Raw genomic sequence first — 23,170 nt, 5'->3', positions numbered from 1 at the left:
AGGAGGACGCATGTCCCGGCACTTCCTCGCGACCGGCTCCGCGGAGCTGGCCGGAGGTGACTACGGCATAGTCGCCGTGGTCGCTGTGATCGCCCTGGCTGCACTGGTACTCGGGTATGTCCTGCTCAAGGAGGTCCTGGCCGCCGACCAGGGCACCGAGCGGATGCGCGAGATCGCCACCGCCGTGCAGGAGGGTGCCGCTGCCTATCTCAACCGACAACGCAAGACACTGGCCGTCTTCGGGGTGGTCGTGTTCCTGCTGTTGCTCGTCCTACCGGCCGACGATTGGAACGAGCGGATAGGCCGCTCACTGTTCTTCCTCATCGGCGCGGTGTTCTCGTTCTCGATCGGCTACCTCGGCATGTGGCTGGCGACGCGGGCGAACGTCCGGGTTGCGGCGGCCGCCAGGGAGTCCGGCGGTCGTGAGAGGGCGATGCGGATCGCGTTCCGCACCGGCGGCGTCGTCGGCATGATCACCGTCGGGCTGGGCCTGTTCGGTGCGGCCGTCGTCGTGCTCGTCTACGCGGGCCAGGCCCCGAAGGTGCTGGAGGGCTTCGGGTTCGGAGCCGCGCTGATCGCCATGTTCATGAGGGTCGGCGGCGGCATCTTCACCAAGGCCGCCGACGTCGGCGCGACCTGGTCGGCAAGGTCGAGCAGAACATCCCCGAGGACGACCCGCGCAACGCCGCGACGATCGCGGACAACGTCGGCGACAACGTCGGTGACTGCGCCGGTATGGCGGCGGACCTGTTCGAGTCGTACGCGGTGACGTTGGTGGCCGCGTTGATCCTCGGCAGCGCCGCGTTCGGCGCGGCGGGGGACGGATTGGTGTTCCCGCTCGTCATCCCCGCGATCGGTGTGATCACCGCGGTGATCGGCATCTACATCACCAAGGCCAGGGCCGGCGAGAGCGCGCTGACGACGATCAACCGTTCGTTCTACATATCGGCGGCGATATCGGCGGTGCTGTCGGCGATAGCGGCGTTCGTGTTCCTGCCGAGCTCGTTCCCGGACGCGCCGGGCAACCCCGCGGTGATCGCGACGTTCTCCGTGCTCATCGGTATCGCGCTGGCCGGTCTGATCCTGTGGCTGACGGGCTACTACACCGGCACCGAGAACAAGCCGGTGCAGAACGTCGGCAAGACGTCGGAGACGGGTGCGGCGACCGTGATCCTGTCGGGTATCTCGGTGGGCTTCGAATCCGCCGTGTACACGGCACTCGTGGTCGGCTCGGCCGTGTTCGGTGCGTACCTGCTCGGCGGTGCGGTGGCGTTGTTCGCCGTGGCGCTCGCGGGCACGGGTCTGTTGACGACGGTCGGTGTGATCGTCGCGATGGACACGTTCGGACCGGTGTCGGACAACGCCCAGGGCATCGCGGAGATGTCCGGTGACCTCGAAGAGGGCGAGGGCGTGCAGATCCTCACCGAGCTCGACGCGGTGGGCAACACGACGAAGGCGATCACCAAGGGCATCGCGATCTCGACGGCGGTGTTGGCGGCGACGGCGCTGTTCGGTTCGTACTCGTCGGCGATCGGCGAGGCGCTCGACAACGTCGGCCGGGCGGCCGGCGACGCGCTGCCGGAGTCGTTCCTCGACACGATCATCTCGCCGAACACGCTCGTCGGCGTGATCATCGGTGCGTCCGTGGTGTTCCTGTTCTCGGGTCTGGCGGTGAGCGCGGTCGAACGGGCCGCGGGCGCGTGGTCTACGAGGTGCGGCGGCAGTTCCGCGACATCCCCGGAATCATGGAGGGCACGACGCGGCCCGAGTACGGCAGGGTCGTCGACATCGTCACCCGCGATTCGCTGCGGGAGTTGGCGACACCGGGTCTGCTGGCGGTGTTCGCGCCGATCGCGGTGGGCTTCGGTCTCGGGACGGGTGCGCTCGCCGGGTATCTCGGCGGCGCGATCGCGTGCGGCATGTTGATGGCCGTGTTCCTCGCCAACTCCGGTGGCGCGTGGGACAACGCGAAGAAACTCGTCGAGGACGGTCACCACGGCGGCAAGAACTCCGAGGCGCACGAGGCGACCATCATCGGTGACACCGTGGGCGATCCGTTCAAGGACACCGCGGGCCCGGCGATCAACCCGCTGCTGAAGGTGATGAACCTGGTGTCGCTGCTGATCGCTCCCGCGGTCGTGCAGTTGACGGTCGGCGAGGACGCCTCGCCGGCGCTGCGGATCACGTTCGCGGTCGCGGCCGTGGCGATCATCGTCGCGGCGATCGTCATCTCGAAACGCCGCGGTTCGGCGATGACCGAGACCCCGGCCGAATCGAAAACCCCCGCATAACACGGCGTAACCGCCGTGAAGGCTCCCGAGGGCATAGTCGCGTTCAACGCGACTATGGGGCCTCGGGAGCTTCTCGGGGTGTGACGTGAACCGTGGTCGGGGTAGTGGTCGGTGACGTACGGTGTCCGGGCGGTACTGTCCGCTCCGACAAGATTGCGAACGGTGACCAAGGGGGCACAGGTGGGCGCGCGGAGGTTCGCGGCGGTCGGGCTGGTGAGTGGCGTCGTCGGGGTCGTCCTGCTCGCCGGATGCGGGCAGGAACCCGCCCCCAGACCCGCGGACCAGCCCGGCGACGGTGAACGCACCACCACGCCCAGCGACGACAACGAGGCGGCCGACGAACAGGCGCGCGTCGCCTGGGTCGACGGGTACTGCCGGGCCGCGGCCGAGGTCGTCCACTCGGCCAGCCGCATGCCCGACATCGACACGAGCACCCCGGAGCGCACGACGGCCACCTCGGGCGAACTGCTCACCGTCATGATCGGCGGTCTCGACTCCGCGCTGGAGGGGCTCGACGAACTCGGCGCCGCGGACGCCCGAAGGGGCCGAGCAGCTGCGCGAATCCACCATCGACAGCTACACCGAGGTGCGTGACCACGCCGACGGTGCGCAGCGCGAACTGCAGCGCAACGGCGAGGACGCGGTCGGCACCGTGCGCGAGACCTTGGACCGCATCGGTGGTCTCGACCTCGTCGGTGGTCTCGACGACGTGCCCGCCTTGCGTCAGGCCGGTGCGCAGTCCGACACGTGCGTCCAGCTCACGTCCGACGGTCGCACCAGCATCGCCCCGAATCCCTGACCACTCGGCGCTGATCACCCCGTGGGCCCGGTAATCCTCGGCTCGGGCCCGCGGTCGTCCCTGCGCAGTTGTCTGCCCGGGTGTCGCGCCGTCTAGAAAAATATGCTTATATTATTTCTATGGCACGTACGGCTGACCACGGCGAACGCAGGCGACAGGTGGCCGAGGCGTTGCTGCGCACGGTCGCCGCGCGCGGCCTCGCCCGGACGACGCTCGTGGACGTCGCCGAGGAGGCCGGCGTTTCGGTGGGCCTGGTACAGCGCTACTTCCGCACCAAGTCCGACCTGCTCCGGTTCGGCGTCGAGTACCTCTACGAGCGCGGCGAGGAGCGGCTTCGCGGGGTGGAGTTGGTGGGCCCGATCCGCACGCTGCTGTTCCGCCTGCTGGAGACGTTGCTGCCGTTGGACGCCGAGCGGCGTACGGAGCTGGCGGTGTGGCTGGAGTTCGTCCCGGCGACGCTGACCGATCCGGAGATGTCGCGCATCCACAACGACACCACGCGCAGCCTCGTCGAGGGCGTCGCCGAGGCCGTCGAGGCCGCGCAGCAGCGCGGCGAGCTGCCCGGCCACCTCGACGCGACGGCCGAGGCCGCGAGCCTCGTCGCCTTCGTGGACGGGCTGACCCTGCACCACCTCGCCACCGCGCCGATCTTCGACGCCGAGTCGATCCGCCGCGCCCTGGCCGACCACATCGAACGACTCTTCACCGCCCACGGCACCACTAAGTAGAAGCCCCCGTGGGCCCCGTGGTTGCGTTCAACGCGACCACGGGGCCCTCGGGAGTAGCACGAGGGGGACTGACATGACTGACGCCGAGAGCTCCGGGGGTGGGCGGGTTGCCGTCCGGTCGGGCGCGCGGTTGCCGTTGCTGGACGTGCTGCGCGGGGTGGCGATCCTGGGCACGCTCGCGACGAACGTGTGGCTGTTCACCGGTCCCGCGTCCGAGGCGGGCGTGCTGTTCGGGACGGACGCAGCCGTGCCGGCGGACGCCGTGCTCGCCGATCCGACGGCCGGCTCCGTGGCGGAGGCGCTCTTCCGGTTCGTGGCCAACGGCAAGTTCCTGGCCCTGCTCACGGTGCTGTTCGGCGTGGGACTGGCCGTGCAGTTCCGCGCGGCCGAACGGCGTGGCGAACGCTGGCCCGGCCGCTACCCGTGGCGCGCGTTGTTCCTGCTCGTCGAGGGCCTCGTGCACTTCACGCTGGTCTTCGCCTGGGACGTGCTCATGGGCTACGCCGTCGTGTCGCTGCTCGTCGCGTGGTTGCTGACGCGGTCCCGGCGCGTCCGCTCGGTCGTCATGTGGACCCAGCTGGGCCTGCACCTGCTGCTCATGTCGGTGCTGACCGCGGCGCTGGTGTCGGTGGGCGACGAGCTCGACAGCACGTCTCCTGCCGAGCTGACCCGCCTCTACGCCGAGGGCAGCTACCTCGACCAGATCGCCTTCCGGCTGGCGAACTTCGTGCCGCTGCGCCTTGAACCGGTCCTCACGTTCGGCCTCCTGGTGTTCCTGTTCCTGCTCGGGGTGCGCCTGTTCCGCGCGGGCGCGTTCGAACCCGACGCCGACGGACGCCGCATCCGGGGACGCCTGCTGCGCTGGGGCCTGGGCGTGGGGCTGCCGTTGAACATCGCGACGACCCTGGCAGGACCGGACTACTTCCTGCTGGACCGCTACGTCGCCGCGCCGATCGTCGCCCTCGGCCTCATCGGATTCGTCGGTGCGCTGGTCGACCGCGCCCGCGGCACCGGGTGGCTGTTCACCAGCACATCCGCGCTCGGCCGCACCGCCCTGACCGGGTACGTGACGCAGAACGTCCTGTGCATGGTCGTCAGCTACGGCTTCGGACTCGGCCTCGCCACGAGCCTGGCCGGCACCGGCCCGTGGTGGGTGTTCGGCCTGTGGGTGGCCGTGTGCGCGTTCCTGCTGATCGCCGCGCCGTGGTGGCTGGGCCGGTTCGACCGGGGGCCGCTGGAGGCGCTGCAACACACCGTCCTGTCCCGCATCCCGGCCCGCCGGCGCTGACCGTCTCGAGGATCCGCGGCTCCTCGAGACAGGCGCCCTGTCAGCACAGGGCCTTATTTATGCACGGCCACACGCGGCATCCACCGCCCACATGCGGCAGCTATGCACCACTCACGTGGCCTACGTGAGGCGGTGCCGGGCGTAGGCCGCCATCGCGTCGGCGAGGTAGGCGGCCAGGCCGGGCTCGACCTGCTCGAATCCGGATGCGAACCGTTCGTCGTCGGCGTACAGCCGCCCGAGTCCGGTGTAGGACTCCCGGTTCGGCGTCCAGAAATGCAGGATCCAGCGGTAGTGCGCGTCGACGGTCTCGACCGTGCGCGGGTCGTCGGCCGCGACGCCCTCGCGCAGCAGGCCCGCGATGCGCTCGGACGCCTCGGCGCCCTCGGCCTGCACGGCCTGCCACTTCTCGTCGGACCAGCCGGTGACCTTGGCGTGCGTCTCGCGTGCGCCCGGCCACCGCTGCTCCGCCTCGTCGGCCAGCTCGCGGGCCTGCTCGGAGTCCCGTGCCAGGCCCGTGAACAACTCCTGTGCGTTCACTGCTCTCCCTCCTTCCAGGGTGTCGATGGTGTGTTGCACCGACCTGGCGAGCCGGTCGTAGCGCTCCCGCTCGGCCAGGAGCCGCTCGTGGTGCTTGCGGAGGGCGTCCAGCCGGTCGGTGTCGCGGTCGAGAACCTCGCGGATCTCGCCGAGTCCCAGGTCGAGTTCCCGCAGCACGAGAATCTCCTGCAGCCTCAGCAGCTGCTCGTCCTCGTAGAAGCGGTAGCCGCCCGCGCCGGTGAACGCGGGCGACAGCAGGCCGACGTCGTCGTAATGTCGCAGGGTGCGCGAGGTGATCCCAGACATCCTGGCGACCTGTGCGATCGAGTAGGCCATGTCGACGACCGTAGAGCTTGACGCGGCGTCAACCGCAAGTCCGAACGTCGAGGGGCACGTGCCGGTGTTTCGCGGGCCGGGCGCCACGGGAATGTCGGGGCCGCATCGGACGTCTCCACCGTGACGAGCCCCCGCCCGGCCGGGTGAGTGCTATGTCACACATCGGCCCGGCGGCGGAGCGTCAGCGTGGGGGGTGTCAGGGTGGCGCCCTTCGGGCGGCATGGAAACATCTGGGAAGAATCGGGCGCACAGCTTGACACGTCGGCAACGGCGTGTTGCGGCACCTGGGCAGACATCGGGGACGTTCAGCGTGCACACTGGCGGGTCCGACACCAAGGCCGACATCGAGGCGGAAGGCACAGTGCCTACCCGAAAGAGCAGGGCCTAACCGGAAAGAGCAGGGCCTACCGGAAGACAGGGCCCAGAGGAAGCGGGACAGCGTGGCTGCAACGACGAGGAAGAAGAGCGGCGAGGGCTCCGGGGGCGGCAACCGGCGACTGGTGATCGTCGAGTCGCCGACGAAGGCGCGCAAGATCGCGCCGTACCTCGCAACGGCTATGTCGTCGAGTCCTCGCGTGGCCACATCCGCGACCTTCCCCGCGGTGCCGCCGACGTGCCCGCCAAGTACAAGGGCCAGTCCTGGGCGCGCCTCGGCGTCGACGTCGACAACGACTTCGAGCCCCTCTACATCGTCCCCACGGACAAGAAGGCCACGGTCACCGAGCTGAAGGGCCTGCTCAAGGACGTCGACGAGCTCTACCTCGCGACGGACCCCGACCGCGAGGGCGAGGCCATCGCCTGGCACCTGCTCGAGGCGCTCAAGCCGAAGGTGCCGGTGCGCCGCATGGTGTTCCACGAGGTCACGCCGGAGGCGATCCGCGCGGCCGCCGAGAGCACCCGCGAACTCGACTCCGACCTGGTCGACGCGCAGGAGACGCGCCGCATCCTCGACCGGCTGTACGGCTACGAGGTCTCGCCGGTGCTGTGGAAGAAGGTCATGCCGAAGTTGTCGGCGGGCCGGGTGCAGTCGGTGGCAACGCGCGTGATCGTCGAGCGCGAACGCGAGCGGATGCGCTTCACGTCGGCGTCGTACTGGGACATCTCCGCGACGATGGATGCCGGTGCCGACGCGACGCCGCGGAGCTTCCCGGCGCGGCTGACCAGCGTCGACGGTGCGCGCCTGGCGACCGGCCGCGACTTCGGCGCCGACGGCCGGCTCAAGGCCGCCTCGTCCGAGGTGCGCGTGCTCGACGAGGCCGAGGCGACCCGCCTGGCCACGGCGCTGGGCAACGCGAACTTCGAGGTCACGAGCGTCGAGGAGAAGCCGTACACGCGAAAGCCGTACGCGCCGTTCATGACCTCGACCCTCCAGCAGGAGGCGGGCCGCAAGCTGCGGTTCTCGTCGGAGCGCACGATGCGCATCGCGCAGCGGCTCTACGAGAACGGTTACATCACCTATATGCGTACCGACTCGACGACGCTGTCCGAGGCGGCGTTGTCGGCGTCGCGCGCGCAGGCCACCGACCTGTACGGCTCGGAGTACGTGTCGAAGAGCCCGCGGCAGTACAACCGCAAGGTCAAGAACGCGCAGGAGGCGCACGAGGCGATCCGCCCCGCCGGTGAGGTGTTCCGCACGCCCGGCCAGGCGGCCTCCGAGCTGGAGACCGACGAGTTCCGGCTGTACGAGCTGATCTGGCAGCGCACGATCGCCTCGCAGATGGCCGACGCCAAGGGCACGACGATGTCGGTGAAGATCACCGGCGCCGCCGAGAGCGGGGAATCGTGCGTGTTCTCGGCCTCGGGCCGCACGATCACGTTCCCCGGCTTCCTGAAGGCCTACGTCGAATCGGTCGACACCGAGGAGGGCGGCGAGGCCGACGACAAGCAGAAGCGCCTCCCGCAGCTCGGCGAGGGCCAGGGCCTGACGGCCTCCGAGCTCGACCCGGACGGGCACTCGACGTCGCCGCCCGCGCGGTTCAGCGAGCCCGCGCTGGTCAGCAAGCTCGAGGAGCTGGGCATCGGCCGGCCCTCGACGTACGCGTCGATCATCAAGACCATCCAGGACCGCGGCTACGTGTGGAAGAAGGGCTCCGCCCTGGTGCCTCGTGGGTCGCGTTCTCGGTGGTCGGGCTGATGGAGCGGCACTTCGAGCGGCTCGTCGACTACGACTTCACCGCCGCGATGGAGGACGAGCTCGACCGCATCGCCAGCGGCGACGACCAGCGCACCAGCTGGCTGTCGCGGTTCTACTTCGGCGGCGAGATGGGTGTCGACGGATCCGTCGGCCGCATGGGCGGGCTCAAGAAGCTCGTCGGCTCGGGCGTCGAGGACATCGACGCCCGCGAGATCAACTCGATCCCGATGTTCACCGACGCGACGGCCGCGACATCGTCGTGCGCGTCGGCCGGTACGGCCCGTACCTCGAGCGCGAGGTCGACGGCACGTCGCAGCGGGCGAACCTGCCCGACGACCTGCCGCCGGACGAGCTGACCCTGGACATCGCCGAGAAGCTGTTCGCGACGCCGCAGGAGGGCCGCGTGCTCGGCACCGACCCGGTGACCGGGCACGAGATCGTGGCGAAGGAGGGCCGCTTCGGTCCGTACGTCACGGAGATCCTGCCCGAGCCGGAGGAGCCCGCCGAGGAGGCGCCGGCCGAGGACGCGAAGGCCGAAGCGAAGGCCGAGGACGCCGAGTCGGACTCGGGCAAGAAGACCGCGACGAAGACGACGGCCAAGTCGGGGACCAAGACCGCGGCGAAGACGACGGCGAAGAAGACGACGAAGAAGGCCGCCAAGCCCAAGCCGCGGACGGCGTCGCTGCTGAAGTCGATGGACATCGCCGAGGTGACCCTCGACGACGCGTTGAAGCTGCTGTCGCTGCCGCGCGTCGTCGGTACCGACCCCGAGTCGGGCAACGAGATCACCGCGCAGAACGGGCGCTACGGCCCGTACCTGAAGAAGGGCACCGACTCGCGGTCGCTGTCGACCGAGGAGCAGATCTTCGACATCACGCTCGAGGAGGCGCTGAAGATCTACGCCGAGCCGAAGCGTCGCGGCAGGCAGGCCGCCGCGAAGCCGCCGCTCAAGGAGCTCAAGGAGGACTCGGTCTCCGGCAAGCCGATCGTCGTCAAGGACGGCCGGTTCGGCCCGTACGTCACCGACGGTGAGTACAACGCGTCGTTGCGCCGGTCGGACAGCGTCGAGGACCTCACGCAGGAACGCGCCGAGGAGCTCCTCGCCGAGAAGCGCGCGAAGGGCCCCGCGAAGAAGCCCGCGGCCCGCAAGAAGTCGACCACGACGACGAAGAAGGCGGCGAGCACGAAGAAGTAGCCGCACGAGGACGACCCCGCGAGCAGGGCCCGGGCACGCCCGGGCCCTGCTCGCATGTGCGCAGGAATGCACCGGAAGTGACATGCGTCATCGCCTGCTTGGTGGATGCACGTCGTGACCGGCCCGCTACCCTGACATCGGAACACCCGGGATGCACACATTCGGGTCGGGCAAGAGGAGGACGCGTGTCCAGCGGTGACGGCACCCAGGCTGCTTACGAGGGCGATGCGTTGATCGGCTCGGAGCCGAGGCACGGCCAGGACCCGGCCGGTACCCAGCCTCCGCCGCAGCCGACCGCCCCCGACCTGGAGACGCTCCGCAGCAAGGTCGCCGCGGCCCTGGCCGAGGAGGACGCCCTGCAGCAGGCGGCCTCGGGCGAGACCCCGGCCGACGCCGAGGCCGGCGAGAACGCCGATCCGGGCGCTCCGTCGGAGAACGAGACCACCCAGCCGCAGGCCGCCACGCCGGGCGCCCCGGGGCAGCGCCGGATCGTGCCGCGCCTGCGTGGTCAGCTGATGCCCGCGATGCTGCGCCGGGGCCGGAAGTCGACCGTCGCCAAGCCGCTGAACGAACGCCTGACGCAGGTGCGTCGCCCGTCGAACGCCTCGACCGGCCTGTTCGTCGCCCTGGTGCTGTGCATCGTGTTCGTGCTCGTGGCGATCCAGTTCGTCGTCAGCTTCATCGACAGCATCACCAGCCTGCTGCCCTGACGTTCCCGCCCTGACACGGCTTCCGCAACGGCCGCCGCCGACCGTGCACGGGCGGTCCGCGACCGCTCACCCGCGGTGTTCTTCCTGGTCCGCCAGCGAGGTGCCACCTGCCAGCGATACGCTGATGTTGCAGGCGACGCCGGTCACATGGGGTGGGACACATCAGCGAGGCAGCTCAGGGGGCACAGAACGTCGACGTAACCGCTGACGGTGCGTCGACGGCGGACCCCGCCGCGCACGATCCGGCCCAGGACGCCTATCCGCCGCAGCAGGAGATGTCGACCCTGCGCCGGGCGCGCGGGGTGCTGGCCATCCGGCCGTTCCGCAGGCTGTGGGCCGTCACGTATCTGTGCAGCGTCGCCGACTGGCTCGCGATCCTCGGTCTGACCGGCCTGGTCACCAAGTACACCAACGACTACCTGCTGCAGAACTTCGCGTTCGTCGGCGTCGTGCTGACCCAGCTGCTGCCGGGCCTGCTGTTCGCCCCGCTCGGCGGTCTGCTCGCCGACCGGTTCGACCGGCGCAAGGTGATGATCTTCGCGGACATCGCGCGGTGGGGACTGCTGTTCTCGATCCCGATCGTCGGCTCACCCATCTGGTTGTTCATCGCGAACTTCCTGGCCGGGTCGGCGGCGATGATGTGGATCCCGTCGAAGGACGCGGCGGTGCCGAACCTGTTGCGGCGCCGCGACCAGGTGGAGACGGCCAACCAGCTCGGCCTGTTCATGACCTACGGGCTCGCGGTGGTCAGCGGCGCCGGGTTGTACTCCGTGCTGACCGGTGTGCAGACCACGTTGGGACTGTCGCCGGACGTGTTCGGCGAGTTCGGCGTCGCCAACGCGGTCGTGTTCATCAACGCGTTCCTGTACCTGGGCAGCGCGATCCTCATCGCGACGCGGATCCCGGAGCTCTCGCTCCGCAACGTCCACCCGGTGCCCGAATCGGCCCGCCCCGAGCCGTCGCCGGCCGACGCCGCCAAGGACGCGAAGGACGCCGAGGAGGAGAAGCTCGGCTTCTTCCTGATGGTGCGGCAGAGCTTCAGCTACATCCGCAGGACGAAACTCGTGCGCGGGCTGCTCATCGGCATGATGGGTGCGTTCGCCGCGGGCGGTGCCGTGATCGGCGCGGCCAAGCCGTACTCGTCGAGTCTCGGCGGCGGCGACTCGTCGTTCGGCCTGCTGTTCGTCGCCGTGTTCGTCGGCGCCGCGGGCGGTCTGGCCATGGTGCCGAAGCTCGCGCGCAGGCTGCCGCACGACCGGCTGTTCGGCGTCGGGATCGTCCTGGCCGGTCTGGCCCTGGTGCTGGTCGCGCTGTCGCCGCACCTGTCGTTCTCGCTCATCGCCGCCGCCGCCGTCGGTGCGTGCGCGGGCGCAGGCTTCCTGACCGGTGTCACGATCATCGGCTCGCAGATCGAGGACTCGATGCGCGGCCGGATCAACGCGATCTACCAGTCGTTGCTGAAGATCATCATCTTCGGTGCGACGGCCGCCGTGCCCGTGCTGATCGGTCTGGTGCAACCGCGGCGGATCGAGCTCTGGGGCACGGTGCTGACCATCGACGGCACGCGTCCGGTGCTGCTCGGCGGCGGTCTGCTCGCGGTACTGGTCGGCATCATCGCCTACCGGCAGATGGACTCGCGCCGCAGCGAACCGATCCTCGCCGACCTGCGCAACGTCATCAGTCGACGTCCGCGGCGCGTCAACGGCGTGCTCATCGCGCTCGAGGGGACGAGCACCACCGACACGGCCACACAGGCCGCGCGGCTCGCCGACGTCCTGCGCACCGGCGACCGGAAGGTCGTACTGGCAACCGACCCGGCCCTCGACGACCGCCGACTCCAGGGACTCGTGTCCGGTGCGGCGTTGACCAGCGCGCGGGCGCAGGCGCTGGCAGCCGCGGCCGTGCGTGCCGACATCGTGGAACGCGACATCCGCCCCGCGCTCGACGCCGGCGCCGTCGTCGTGATGGAACGGTTCGTCGACTCGCCGCTGGCGCACCTGTCCGCCGTCGCCGGCCTCGACGCCTCCGAACTCGAAGGGCTCGCCGACTGGGCCACGGCCCGCATGCGCCCCGACCTGACCGTCCTGCTCGACACCGACCCCGCGAACAACGGCGACGGCAGCGCCGGCGGGGGCGAGGTCGGCGGTGCGTCGACGGCCGCGCATCATTGGCGCGTGCAGCAGCTGCTCGCCCAGATGGCCTCGTCCGACCCCCAGCACTACGTCGTCGTCGACGCCGACGGCACGACCGACGAGGTCGCCGCCCGCGTGCAGACCGCCGTGCAGTGCGCACTCGCGGGACGCGTCAAAGGACTGTGGAAACGCGGCAAGGTCGACGACGGCGCATCGGCGGGGTCCGGTTCTGCCGGTTCGGAGGCGATGCAGCCACTCGGCCCGCCCGCCGAACGCCTCGCCGACCGGGAGGCGCAGGAGACGGCGCCGTGACGTCGGTGTGGTCGCAGGTCGTCGGACAGGAACCGGCGGTCGAGACGTTGACGTCGGCCACGCGGGCCGCGGCCGCGCTGGTGGCGGGGGAGACGCCCACCGGCGGCGGCATGACCCACGCATGGCTGTTCACCGGGCCGCCCGGATCGGGACGTTCCGTCGCCGCGCGGACCTTCGCCGCCGCGCTGCAGTGCTCCACCGGAACCGGCTGCGGCGGATGCTCCGGCTGCCGCACCGCACTCGCCGGAACCCACGCCGACGTGCGGCTCGTCGTCCCCGAGGGCCTGTCGATCTCGGTCGCCGAGATGCGCTCGCTCGTGCAGGCCGCCGCGCGCAGACCGACGACCGGCCAGTGGCAGGTCGTGATCATCGAGGACGCCGACCGGTTGACCGAGGGCGCGTCGAACGCGCTGCTCAAAGCCGTCGAGGAACCGCCGGAACGGACCGTGTTCCTGCTGTGCGCGCCGTCGGACCACCCCGAGGACGTGTCCGTGACGATCCGTTCGCGCTGCCGCCTCGTCACGTTGCGCACGCCGCCGCCGGACGCGATCGCGCGGGTGCTCGTCGACCGCGACGGGGTCGACGAGTCGACCGCGCGGTGGGCGGCGGCCGTGTGCGGCGGACACGTCGGCAGGGCGCGCCGGCTCGCGACGGACGAGGCCGCGCGCACCCGACGGGAGGCCGTACTGCGCATCCCGCTGGGCCTTCGCCGCGGCGGGGACGTGTTCACCAGTGCCGACGAACTGATCAAGACCGCCGAATCGGACGCGTCCGACGAGAGCAAGGCCCGCGACGAGAGCGAGGCCGAGGAACTGCGCACCGCGATGGGCTCCGGCGGCACCGGCAAGGGCGTCGCCGCGGCCAAACGCTCCGCCGACGCCGCGGTGAAGCAGCTCGAGAAACGGCAGAAGTCGCGCGCCACCCGCACCCAACGCGACACCCTCGACCTCGCGCTCATCGACCTGGCCGGCTTCTACCGCGACGTGCTCGTGACCGCCAGCGGCGCGAACGCGGTGCTCAACCACCCCGACCACGCCGAACAGAGCCGCACCGCCGCCCGCGAGTGGACCCCCGCCTCGACCCTGCGCCGACTCGAGGCCGTCCTCGAATGCCGCGACGCCATCACCTGGAACGTCAAACCCCGCATCGCCGTCGAGGCCATGATCACCACCCTCCGCGAAGGCTGACTTCCCGCGGAGCATGAGAAACCCCCGGAGCGCCTCGGCGCTCCGGGGGTTTCTCAGTCACTCCGTATTACTCGCGGGGGTGCGGGGACGGCTTCGGCGTCGTCGACGCGCCCGTCAGGCCGCCTCGCCTGCCCGGCGCCACCGCCACCAACACCGCGCCGACCAACAGCATCGCCGTGCCGCTCCAGAAGATCGGCACCGACGCGTACGCACCGCTCGTCTGCGCCAACTTCTCGGGCGCCGCCGGCGGCGCCGCGCCACCACCCTGCGGCGGTGCGGGCTCCTCCGGCACCGAGCAGTCCACGCCGCCCTTCGGCGCGTAGGCCCGTGCGATCTGCTCACCCAGCGACACCTGCGCCAACGACGCCGGCAACCGGTCCGCCGCATCGTCCGGCAGCAGGTTCTTCAACCGCTCCGTCGGCAGGATCTGCAGATCCAACAACCGCGCCGACGCGCCCAACTGGTGCCCCTCGAACGGCTCCGTCCGGTCGGCACCACGCTCGGTCAACTCGGCGATGCTCAACCGCAGCACACCCAGGTCCAGCACCCGGTTCGCCGCCGCATCGCTCAGCGTCTTCACACCGCCGCTCGCCAGCTCGGCCGCGTCACCGATCACCGGGACGTCCTTGACCTGCTCGTAGCCCGGCATGTTCTTCAACTCGTCCGTCGGCAGACCCACCGGGACGTCGGCCGTCGGGTTCGCCGCATCCAGCTTGAACAGCTCCTGGCCGTTCCGCTCGATCGTCAACACCGGCGCCGTGTACTCCACCTTCGACGTCTCCGCGCTGCCCGTCGACAACACCCGCAACGTCGGCTGGCTCGCCACCTTCACCGTGAAGCCCAGCGGCGTGCCCTTGAGGATGTTGACGTCGGCGGCCTGCATCGTCGACGTCGACTCCACGGCCTTGCGCTCCGTGTCCGGCATGTCCACCAGCCGCACCGTCGACCGCGTCGACAACGTGTTCGGCGCGCTGATCAACGACCCCGTGCCGTCCGCCGCCGGCCGCGCATCATCCGTGCGCTGCCCCGACAACAGACCACCCAGGTTCGCCAACGACCCCAGCCGGTCCAACGCGCCACGCGCACTCGCGTCCGCGTCCGTCAGATCGGCCACGTCCGGCATCGTCGGGATCGTGTTCAACAACGACACACTGGCCGTCGACGTCGACGCATCCGAGATCGTGCCCACGCACGGCCCGCGGTCCTCACTCCACCGCGCATGCGCCGTCCCGTTCAACGCACTCACGTTGATCAGCGGATTGTCCGGCGCGTTCAACCCCGTCGACACCGGCTCCTCGTTGTCCGGCAGCGCCGTCTGCGTCGCCGTGCCCGGGCTCGTCGGCGCGTTCCCGCCGATCGCGATCCCCGCAGGCGACGCCGACGCGATCGAACGCTCGTAGGTCAGATACGACTCCGAGTTCGCCTGCGCGCTGGACAGGCCGAAACCGCCCTCCAACGCCGACTGACGCGGCAACACCTCGTCCGCACCCGGCATGATCGAACTCGTCGGCACCAACTCCGGCAACAACCGCACCATGCCCAGCGCCGTACCGGCCTCACCGATCGCCTTACCCCTCGGCAGGACCTCCTCCGAAGCAGGCGGATTGTTCGGGTCCGCAGGTGGCGGAATCGGCGTCGTCACCTGCCCCGCCGCAGGAGCAGCGGGCAGAACGACCAAGGCGGCCGCCAACGGCAGAGCTGCTGCGCGGGCCAAACGTCGTCGCATCGGGTGGATCCTCCAGTGCACAGGCCGGGTCGGGGTGGCCCAGTAAGCCGGCAAAAGCCTCTTTCACAGCTCAACGAGGGAGGGGGTCAAAGGTGACGCCCCACCCTCGGGTACAGTTTCAGGCATCCGGACACGGTCCGCGCCGCCTTAGCTCAGTCGGCCAGAGCGACGCACTCGTAATGCGTAGGTCAGGGGTTCGATTCCCCTAGGCGGCTCCACACGAAGGCGCTCCCCTGCTCGTCGCGGGGAGCGCCTTCGCCTTTTCTTCGTGTGTCGCGTTTCCTCCCGGGGGTGCACCCCCGGACCCCGCCCGGGGGGCGCCCCGGACCCCCATCACCGTGGTTGCCTTGGCAAGTTCCGTCACCTTGCGATGGGGGCCGGACTGGTGCTCCCGGGGGCCCCATGGTCGCGTTGAGCGCAGCCATGGGGCCGTTGGGTGCATGTGGGTCGGGGCCGGCGGGGACCGGGGGTCCGGGGGTCAGGACCTACGCATTACTCGTGCGTGGTCTTACGGGGTGTAGGGGCAGGTTTCTCGGTAGTCGTTGATGTCACTGTCCGTGGGGGCCGGGCAGAGGAACTCCAGGTAACGCGTGTCGTTGTCCAGGAACAACTTGAACCACGACAACGTGTACTTCGCCATCGTCGTGTTCGGACTGTTCGGGAAGAAGTGCCCCGAACTCAACTCCATGTACGCCTTCGACCCGTCCTCCGGCAACGACTCGTAGAACGGCTCCGCGTGCCGCGACACCGGCGCCACCGTGTCCCGCGAACCGCCCAACACGAACGTCGCGTCTCCAGGTCGGAGAAGTCCTTCGTCGTGTGCCACGGCGTGAACGGCACCACCGCGTCGATGTCCGCGTTGTCCACGGCCGCCTCCAGCGAACCGCCGCCACCCATCGAATGGCCGGCCACACCCAGACGCTCCGGATCGATCCGATCGGCGACATCACTGTCCTCGACCAGATACTCCAACGCCGCGTTCAACTGGTTCGCCCGGCTGCCCGGCTGGTCGAACCGCGTGTTCGTGTCGATCGTGAACACCACGAAACCCTGCGACGCCAACCGCGGACCCAACCACGCGATCGTCGACTGGCCCGCCGTGTACCCCGGCGAGATCGCGATCGCCGCGAACGTGCCCTCATCGGTCTCCGTCGGGTAGTAGATCGTGCCCCCGCCGAAGCCCGACACCAGGCTCGACACGCTCGTGTCGTCGACGTCGAACGTGCCCTCCTCCGCCTCGATGCTCTCCTCCGTCGGATCCGGTCCACGCTCGTACGGATTCTCCTGCTGCGCAGTCGCCGCACCCGCGCCCGCGAACGCCGTCGAGAGCGCCAGCACCGCGGCCGACACGAGTGTCGTCGCTGTCCTTCGTCGCACCGTTCCTCCTCGATGTTCGGAAAACGCCACCTCGTCGTGGCCCGAACACCCTCACCCGACCCGGCCACGCACCGCATCGGTGTAATCACCGGCCCGCATGTGAGAAGGTCGTGCACGGCTTCTCGGACTTTCCGGACAACCACGGGCACGTGCAGGCACTTCCGAGTGGAGAGCGATGACCGGACCGGCACTGGAGAGAGAACCGACCACGCTCGTGGGCAGGGACGGCCCCCGGGCGCGCCTCGCCGCGCTCGCCGCCGACGTCGCCGCAGGCACGGCCGCGCACTCGTCCTCTCCGCGCCCGCGGCATGGGCAGCACCACCCTCCTCACCACCGCCTTCAGAGGCGCCGCCCGCCGGGGCCCCTCCGTGCCGGGCGTGGACGTCCGGGTCGTCGAGATCGCCGGGGCCGAGGCCGAGGCGCACCTGCCGTGGGCGGCGCTGCACCGGCTGTGCGCCGCCGCCGGACTCACCCCCGACAACCACCCCCCGATCCACGTCGACACCCGGCACCCTCCCCACCAGCGGGCCCACCACCCCGCTGACCACGACGTCGCCGAGGTGGCGCCCGGCTGCTGTGCGCGCTGGCCGATGCCGGTCCCGTGCTCTGCCTCGTCGACGACACCCAGTGGCTCGACCCCGCTTCCCTCGACACACTCGCGTTCGTGGCGCGCCGTTGCGGCCCGGAAGCCGTCGGCATCGTCTGCGCGGTGCCGCCGTTCGACCCGGCCCTGCGCCGCCTCGCCGACCTCGACGTCGAACCCCTGCCGCCGCTGACCGACGCCGACGCGCGCACGCTCGTCGCCGAACGCATCGCCGAACCCCTCGCGGCCGAACTCGTGGCCGAACTGGTCGAGCCGCCGGCGGTAACCCGTCCGACCTGCTCGAACTCGCCGCCACCGTCACCGCGGGCCAGGCACCGGCACGTTGCCGCCACCGGACACGCTGCCCGCGGGCGGCCGGGGTCGGGACGCCGTCCTCGCCGCGTACCGGGGCCTGTCGGTCGACGCGGCCCGGTTCGTGCTGCGGCTCGCGTGCGCCGACGTCGCCGAGTCGCCGGGCCACGCACCGGCCGCCGACGTCCTCGCCGAGGTGCGGCGGTCCGGACTGTTCGGGGCGTCGGGCGAGGTGAGCCCGGTCGTCCGCGCGACGCTCCACGACGCGGCCGGCGAACGGGAACGTCGCGTCGCGCACGCCCGCCTGGCCGAGGAACTCGACCCGGGCCGGCACCGCGCGTCCTGGGAGTGGCACACGGCCCGCGCCCAGGGACGGTTCGACCCGGCGGTCGCCGACACGATCGCCGCCGTCGCCGACGACCACGCCGACACGGCCGCCCTCGCCTGGCAGCGCGCCGCGCACCTCACCCCGCCCGGCGCGACGAAGGCCCGGCGGCTGCGCCTGGCCGCCCGCCGACACTGGAGCGCAGGGCGGACCGGGCCCGCGCGCCGACTGCTGCGCCAGGCCGCCGAGCACGCACCGTCCGGCGGCGAGGCGGGCGGGATCCTCGCCGCGCTGGGCGAGATCGAACTGCGCGACGGTTCCCCCGAGGTCGCCGCGCACCAACTGCTGCGGGCCGCCGACACGCTCACCGGCGACCAGCGGGCCGAGGCGTACCTGCTCGCCGCCGAGGCGCGTCGCACCGCCGCCGACACCGACGGCTACGCCGCCACGGCGGCGGCACTGGGCACCTCGGACCCCGAGAGCGCCGATTCGCTCGTGGCGACGCACCTGACCGGAATGGCGTCGATGTTCGCCGGGGACCACGAGACGGCGGGCGAGGCGCTGCGCCGCGTGCTCGACGAGGCGGGCGACGACGTCCGGGATGCGCTGTGCGCCGCGGAGGCTGCGATGACGCTGGGCCGCCCGACGGTGGCGCACGACCGCGCGGCCGCGGCCGTCGCGCGCGCCCGCGGGACGGGGGCGCAGGCGCTGTTGCCGACGGCGCTGTTCCAGTTCTCCCTCACGTCGGCGCTGTTGGACCGGCCGCATGCGGCGCTCGAGGCCAGCACCGAAGGTGTCGCGCAGGCGGTCGCGGGTGGACAGCGCAACACGGCGGCCGAGCACGAGGTCCTCGCGGCGCTGGCGGAGGTGTCGCTCGGCAACCGGGACGCGGCGCTGGCGCGCCTCGACGCCGCGCAGCCGCGGATCGCCAGGGCCGCGCTCGGCCGAGCCGCCGCGCTGGCCGAATGGGTGCGGGCGTGCGCCGACCTGCTCGACGAGCGGCCCGCCGACGCGCTCCGCAGGTTGATCACGTTGTTCAGCCCGGCGACCGGCATGCCGATGGTGCAGATCGCAGCCGTGCCGCAGTTCGTCGAATGCGCGATCCGGTGCGGCGAGTCCCGGCACGCCGAGTGGGCGTTGGGGCGCTACGAGACGTGGGCGACGTTGACGGGCACCGGCGTGTGGCTCGCGTTGGCGCACCGTTGCCGGGGTCTGCTCGCCGACGACCCGGAGACCGCGGATCGGCACTTCACCACGGCCATCGAGCTCCAACGCTCCGGTGGCATGACCCTCGAACTGGCCCGCACCGAACTGGCCCACGCGCGCAGCCTGCGTAGACAGCGGCGCAGCAGGGAGGCCCGTTCGGTGCTGCGGGACGCCTTCCGTCTCGCCGACGACGCGGGAGCCGCGTACTGGGCGAACCAGATCCGCGACGAACTGCGCGCCGCGGGCGACCGGGCCGACGGTGACCGCGCGGCGGGTGACACCGCGACGGGTGAGCGGATCGCGGCGGACATCCTGACACCCCAACAGGAACGCATCGCGGGACTGGTCGCGGATGGACGGACGAACCGGGAGGTCGCCGAGCGGCTCGCGATCTCGCAGCGGACCGTCGAGCACCACCTGCGCAACATCTTCGTCCGGCTCGGCGTGCGTTCCCGCGTCGAACTCACGGCCGTCGTTCAGGGCCACGTTCAGGGCGGGTAAGGCTCACATTCTGAGCCGCATGCAGGGCGAAGGTCCGGTTCGGAACAATTCTCCGGACATGATCCAGGAATTCTTTGGACAGAGTCCGAAATAGTGTTCCGGTATCCCTCCGGCGGGTGGATTAAGTTCCGCACTTCTTGCTGTGCCCTGGGGAATCACCGAGGTGTAGGCCATTCGGGTGGCAATGCCGGGCGCGTTCTGAACGGCGCTTGTAGCGTCCTTTTTTGCTGGCCTCACATCGATTTCAAATCGAACATCCCCGGCGGAAGGTAGCTCGATGTCCAAGCGTTCCTGGTTGTCGGCGGCAGCGTTGGCGGTGGTGACATTCCTCGTCGGCGCGCTCACGACGGTTCTTCCGGCGCGAGCGGAACCGCTGCCCGCGACGTACTCCGGTTCCACCACCGGCGACGTGCTCAATGTCGGCCTCAATGCCGCAGGCATCGCCAACGTCAACGCGTCGTTGGCGCACTCGAATACGAGGACCGACAGCACGGCATCGCCCCGCACGCACGCGGAATCGGCGAACGTCGGCCTCAACGCCGTGGGCATCCCGGTGGGCGTCGCATCCGACCAGGCGAACTCGGGGCCCGCCGCGGGCTCCGACTCGTACAACGCCGGTCTGGGCACGATCAACCTTCCCGGCGTGCTGCAGGTCGGCGCGATCAACAGCAGTGGTCAGACCAACTGGGCCGGCGATCTGGCCTGCGTTCCGGACGGCACGCCGATGGCCCAGTCGACGACGTCGCTGGCCAATGCCAGCCTCGGACTGACGCTGCTCGGCTTCGGGCTGAACATCCTCGAGCTCGGCGCGGTGGAGACCTCCGGCAACACGACCCTGTCCGACGGCAACGTCGTCTCGACGGCCACCGGTAACGTCGCGTCGCTGTCGCTGATCAACGGTCTGGTCGGGGTCGAGGTCCTGGAGAACCCGGAACTCGTCGCGACCTCCGACGGCACGACGGGCACGGTCACGTCCAACGACTACGGCATCGCCGTGACGATCGCGGGCCAGCGCACCGAGCTGCGGGCCGGCATGTCGATCCCGATCAACCTGAACCTGGGCGTCGTGAGCGTCAACCTGACCCTCAGTGTCGGTCAGCTCAACAACACCTCCTCCGGGCCGACGGGTTCGGGTTCGACCGCGTTCATCCAGCTCAACGGCAACGTGAGCGCCCCGGTCGTGGGCAACCTGGCCAGCGTCAACCTGGGGCTGCTTCCGCTGCAGGCCACGGCCACCGGTGCGCCGGGCGGCGTCGAGTGCGACCAGCTCGAGCAGCCGGAGATCACCTCGCCGAGCCAGGGCGAGGAGGTCGGTCAGACCCCGACCATCACCGGTAACGGTTCGCCGGGCACGACGAGAACGGTCAGCCGATCGGCACGACCACGGTCGACCCGGACGGCACCTGGTCGCTCACCCCGGAGACGCCACTGCCGGAGGGCGACCACACGATCACGGCGACCCAGTCGTTCGGCGATGCGTCGTCGCCACCATCGGAACCGGTGTCGTTCGTGGTCGCCGACCAGGAGGCGCCGGACCCACCGGTGATCACGTCCCCGTCCGACGGGGATCAGGTGAACAACCCGACCCCGGAGATCTCGGGTACGGGTGAGCCGGGTGCCACGGTGGAGGTGATCATCGATGGTGAGTCGGTGGGTACGGCTCCGGTGGATGAGAACGGGAACTGGACGTTCACGCCGAGCGAGCCGCTTCCGGATGGTGACCACACCATCGAGGTGATCCAGACCGACCCGGCGGGCAACCCCTCGGATCCGACGACCATCGACATCACGGTGGATACGGAGGCGCCGGACCCACCGGTGATCACGTCCCCGTCCGACGGGGATCAGGTGAACAACCCGACCCCGGAGATTTCCGGTACGGGTGAGCCGGGTGCCACGGTGGAGGTGATCATCGATGGTGAATCCGTTGGTACGGGGCCGATCGACGAGGACGGCAACTGGACGTTCACCCCGTCCGATCCGTTGCCGGACGGCGACCACACCATCGAGGTGATCCAGACGGATCCGGCGGGCAACGAATCGCCGCCGGCCTCGATCGACATCACCGTCGACACCGAGGCGCCACCTGCTCCGGTGATCACGGAGCCGAGCGACGGCGACGTCATCACCAACCCGACCCCGGAGATCTCGGGTACGGGTGAGCCGGGTGGCACGGTGGAGATCATCATCGATGGTGAATCCGTTGGTACGGCGCCGATCGACGAGGACGGCAACTGGACGTTCACCCCGTCCGATCCGTTGCCGGACGGCGAGCACACCATCGAGGTGATCCAGACGGATCCGGCGGGCAACGAATCGCCGCCGGCGTCCATCGACGTCATCATCGACGCCACGCCGCCCGGTCCGCCGACGATCAACCAGCCCGAGGACGGGGCCGCGGTGAACAACCCGACCCCGGAGATCTCGGGTACGGGTGAGCCGGGTGCCACGGTCGAGGTGATCATCGATGGTGAATCCGTTGGCACGGCTCCGGTGGATGAGAACGGGAACTGGACGTTCACGCCGCCCGATCCGTTGCCGGACGGTGACCACACCATCGACGTGATCCAGACGGATCCGGCGGGCAACGAATCGCCGCCTGCATCCATCGAGATCACCGTCGACACGGAGCCACCGGCTGCGCCGACGATCACGGGTCCGAGCCCGGGCTCCACGGTCGGCGACACGCCGACGATCACGGGTACCGGTGAACCGGGCGCCCAGGTCTCGGTGATCATCGACGGCGAGGAGGTCGGCACCACGACCGTCGACGAGAACGGCAACTGGTCGTTCACGCCGTCCCAGCCGCTGCCGGAGGGTGAGCACACGGTGTCGGCCACGCAGACCGACCCGGCGGGCAACACCTCGCCGCCGTCCGACGAGGTGCCGTTCACCGTGGACGCGACGGCTCCGGATCCGCCGGTCGTGACGTCGCCGCAGGACGGTGGTTCGGTCGACGGTGACGGCCCGACGGTCATCGGCGGCACGGGTGAGCCCGGGGCCACGGTCGACGTCGAGCTCGACGGCAGGCCGATCGGTTCGGTGCAGGTCGGCGACGACGGCACGTGGAGCATCGAGGTGCCGGACCTGCCGTGCGGTGAGCACACGCTGACCGCCACGCAGACCGACGCCCATGGCAACGAGTCCCAGCCGACGGAGGTCACGTTCACCGTGGTCTGCGAGGACGACCCGCCCGGTAACGGGGACGGCAACGGCGGCCCCGGTGACGGCGGTCCGGGCACCGGCGGTCCCGGTCACGGCGGTGGGCACGACCTGATCACCGCTCCGCCGGTGGCGGTCGGCCCGGGTGACCACGGCGCCGGTGTCGGCGACGGCGGCAAGCTCGGTACGGGCAGCAAGGACCTCGCGCAGACCGGTGCGCCGGTGACCCTCCTGCTGTGGGCGGGTCTGCTGGCGGTCGGCTCGGGAGCCTTCCTGCTCCGCCGATTCCGCGGCAACACCTGATAACAACCTAAAAAGCACCCGAGGCC

Annotated in this window: 13 protein-coding genes, 1 tRNA gene and 3 pseudogenes; 14 read left to right on the top strand and 3 right to left on the bottom strand. The window is 70.4% G+C overall.

All coding sequences use genetic code 11. The features are described from left to right. The first annotated feature begins 10 nt into the window (after nucleotides 1-10). From BJF85_RS03220 to BJF85_RS03200, 5 genes and pseudogenes are all read left to right on the top strand, one after another. Nucleotides 11-2,291, top strand: a pseudogene (locus BJF85_RS03220) (sodium-translocating pyrophosphatase). A 162-nt stretch (nucleotides 2,292-2,453) separates the two neighbouring features. Next, nucleotides 2,454-2,885, top strand: coding sequence for a hypothetical protein (locus tag BJF85_RS03215; protein ID WP_075845693.1), 432 nt, complete (start codon nucleotides 2,454-2,456; stop codon nucleotides 2,883-2,885). Beyond that, nucleotides 2,878-3,090 carry a hypothetical protein gene (locus tag BJF85_RS03210; RefSeq protein ID WP_075845692.1) on the top strand — a complete coding sequence of 71 codons (213 nt, stop codon included), beginning with the start codon at nucleotides 2,878-2,880 and terminating at the stop codon, nucleotides 3,088-3,090. Before BJF85_RS03215 ends, BJF85_RS03210 begins: the two co-directional genes overlap by 8 nt. A 119-nt stretch (nucleotides 3,091-3,209) precedes the next feature. Next, nucleotides 3,210-3,818 carry a TetR/AcrR family transcriptional regulator gene (locus BJF85_RS03205; protein ID WP_075845691.1) on the top strand — a complete coding sequence of 203 codons (609 nt, stop codon included), beginning with the start codon at nucleotides 3,210-3,212 and terminating at the stop codon, nucleotides 3,816-3,818. 73 nt (nucleotides 3,819-3,891) lie between these two features. Continuing rightward, the gene (locus BJF85_RS03200) at nucleotides 3,892-5,106 is read left to right on the top strand and encodes a DUF418 domain-containing protein (protein ID WP_075845690.1); all 1,215 of its coding nucleotides are present in this window, start codon (nucleotides 3,892-3,894) and stop codon (nucleotides 5,104-5,106) included. A gap of 120 nt (nucleotides 5,107-5,226) precedes the next feature. Here BJF85_RS03200 and BJF85_RS03195 read toward each other — a convergent pair whose 3' ends face one another. Further along, on the bottom strand, nucleotides 5,227-5,979 hold the full coding sequence (locus tag BJF85_RS03195; protein WP_075845689.1) for a MerR family transcriptional regulator: 753 nt from the start codon (nucleotides 5,977-5,979) through the stop codon (nucleotides 5,227-5,229). 440 nt (nucleotides 5,980-6,419) lie between these two features. Between BJF85_RS03195 and topA the strand changes: the two are divergent. The 4 genes and pseudogenes from topA (at nucleotide 6,420) to BJF85_RS03175 (ending at nucleotide 13,649) form a co-directional block, all read left to right on the top strand. Then, nucleotides 6,420-9,308: pseudogene (gene topA, locus BJF85_RS03190) on the top strand (type I DNA topoisomerase). Nucleotides 9,309-9,493: 185 nt separating this feature from the next. After that, a complete protein-coding gene (locus BJF85_RS03185) occupies nucleotides 9,494-10,018 on the top strand; it encodes a hypothetical protein (protein WP_075845688.1) in 525 nt (174 codons plus the stop codon). Nucleotides 10,019-10,293: 275 nt separating this feature from the next. After that, nucleotides 10,294-12,462: a dTMP kinase gene (locus BJF85_RS03180; protein WP_083665887.1), complete on the top strand. Its 2,169-nt coding sequence runs from the start codon at nucleotides 10,294-10,296 to the stop codon at nucleotides 12,460-12,462. After that, entirely contained in the window at nucleotides 12,459-13,649 is a 1,191-nt protein-coding gene (locus BJF85_RS03175; protein WP_075845687.1) for a DNA polymerase III subunit delta', read from the top strand. The genes BJF85_RS03180 and BJF85_RS03175 overlap by 4 nt, the downstream gene beginning before the upstream one ends. A gap of 67 nt (nucleotides 13,650-13,716) precedes the next feature. On the opposite strand, the gene BJF85_RS03170 is transcribed toward BJF85_RS03175, so the two are convergent. Continuing rightward, nucleotides 13,717-15,375 (bottom strand): hypothetical protein, encoded by a 1,659-nt coding sequence (locus tag BJF85_RS03170; RefSeq protein ID WP_075845686.1) that lies wholly within the window; start codon nucleotides 15,373-15,375, stop codon nucleotides 13,717-13,719. 141 nt (nucleotides 15,376-15,516) lie between these two features. On the opposite strand from BJF85_RS03170, the gene BJF85_RS03165 reads away from it, so the two are divergent. Continuing rightward, nucleotides 15,517-15,593: transfer RNA gene (locus BJF85_RS03165), tRNA-Thr, on the top strand. 290 nt (nucleotides 15,594-15,883) lie between these two features. On the opposite strand, the pseudogene BJF85_RS03160 reads toward BJF85_RS03165, so the two are convergent. Next, nucleotides 15,884-16,782 (bottom strand): annotated as a pseudogene (locus BJF85_RS03160) (dienelactone hydrolase family protein). Between the two features lie 278 nt (nucleotides 16,783-17,060). Here BJF85_RS03160 and BJF85_RS03155 point away from each other — a divergent pair. The 4 genes from BJF85_RS03155 to BJF85_RS03140 all read left to right on the top strand — a co-directional run bounded on the left by BJF85_RS03155 (nucleotide 17,061) and on the right by BJF85_RS03140 (nucleotide 23,144). Then, complete coding sequence (locus tag BJF85_RS03155) at nucleotides 17,061-17,528, top strand: hypothetical protein (protein WP_075845685.1); 468 nt, start codon at nucleotides 17,061-17,063, stop codon at nucleotides 17,526-17,528. 150 nt (nucleotides 17,529-17,678) lie between these two features. After that, the gene (locus BJF85_RS03150) at nucleotides 17,679-19,679 is read left to right on the top strand and encodes a helix-turn-helix transcriptional regulator (RefSeq protein ID WP_075845684.1); all 2,001 of its coding nucleotides are present in this window, start codon (nucleotides 17,679-17,681) and stop codon (nucleotides 19,677-19,679) included. A gap of 277 nt (nucleotides 19,680-19,956) precedes the next feature. Next, nucleotides 19,957-21,225, top strand: a complete 1,269-nt coding sequence (locus BJF85_RS03145) for a hypothetical protein (RefSeq protein WP_075845683.1) — start codon at nucleotides 19,957-19,959, stop codon at nucleotides 21,223-21,225. After that, complete coding sequence (locus tag BJF85_RS03140; RefSeq protein WP_139320435.1) at nucleotides 21,189-23,144, top strand: Ig-like domain-containing protein; 1,956 nt, start codon at nucleotides 21,189-21,191, stop codon at nucleotides 23,142-23,144. The genes BJF85_RS03145 and BJF85_RS03140 overlap by 37 nt, the downstream gene beginning before the upstream one ends. The last annotated feature ends 26 nt before the right edge of the window (nucleotides 23,145-23,170 follow it).

Source organism: Saccharomonospora sp. CUA-673 (assembly GCF_001942305.1).
Taxonomy (GTDB): Bacteria; Actinomycetota; Actinomycetes; order Mycobacteriales; family Pseudonocardiaceae; genus Prauserella.
This window is presented reverse-complemented; position numbering and strand designations above follow the sequence as displayed.

Bases quoted from the DNA above. Each gene is read 5' to 3' on its own strand.
- BJF85_RS03195 (WP_075845689.1), bottom strand. From the start codon at position 5,979: ATGGCCTACTCGATCGCACAGGTCGCCAGGATGTCTGGGATCACCTCG.
- BJF85_RS03170 (WP_075845686.1), bottom strand. From the start codon at position 15,375: ATGCGACGACGTTTGGCCCGCGCAGCAGCTCTGCCGTTGGCGGCCGCC.
- BJF85_RS03180 (WP_083665887.1), top strand. From the start codon at position 10,294: ATGTCGACCCTGCGCCGGGCGCGCGGGGTGCTGGCCATCCGGCCGTTC.
- BJF85_RS03145 (WP_075845683.1), top strand. From the start codon at position 19,957: ATGTCCAAGCGTTCCTGGTTGTCGGCGGCAGCGTTGGCGGTGGTGACA.
- BJF85_RS03205 (WP_075845691.1), top strand. From the start codon at position 3,210: ATGGCACGTACGGCTGACCACGGCGAACGCAGGCGACAGGTGGCCGAG.
- BJF85_RS03200 (WP_075845690.1), top strand. From the start codon at position 3,892: ATGACTGACGCCGAGAGCTCCGGGGGTGGGCGGGTTGCCGTCCGGTCG.
- BJF85_RS03155 (WP_075845685.1), top strand. From the start codon at position 17,061: ATGGGCAGCACCACCCTCCTCACCACCGCCTTCAGAGGCGCCGCCCGC.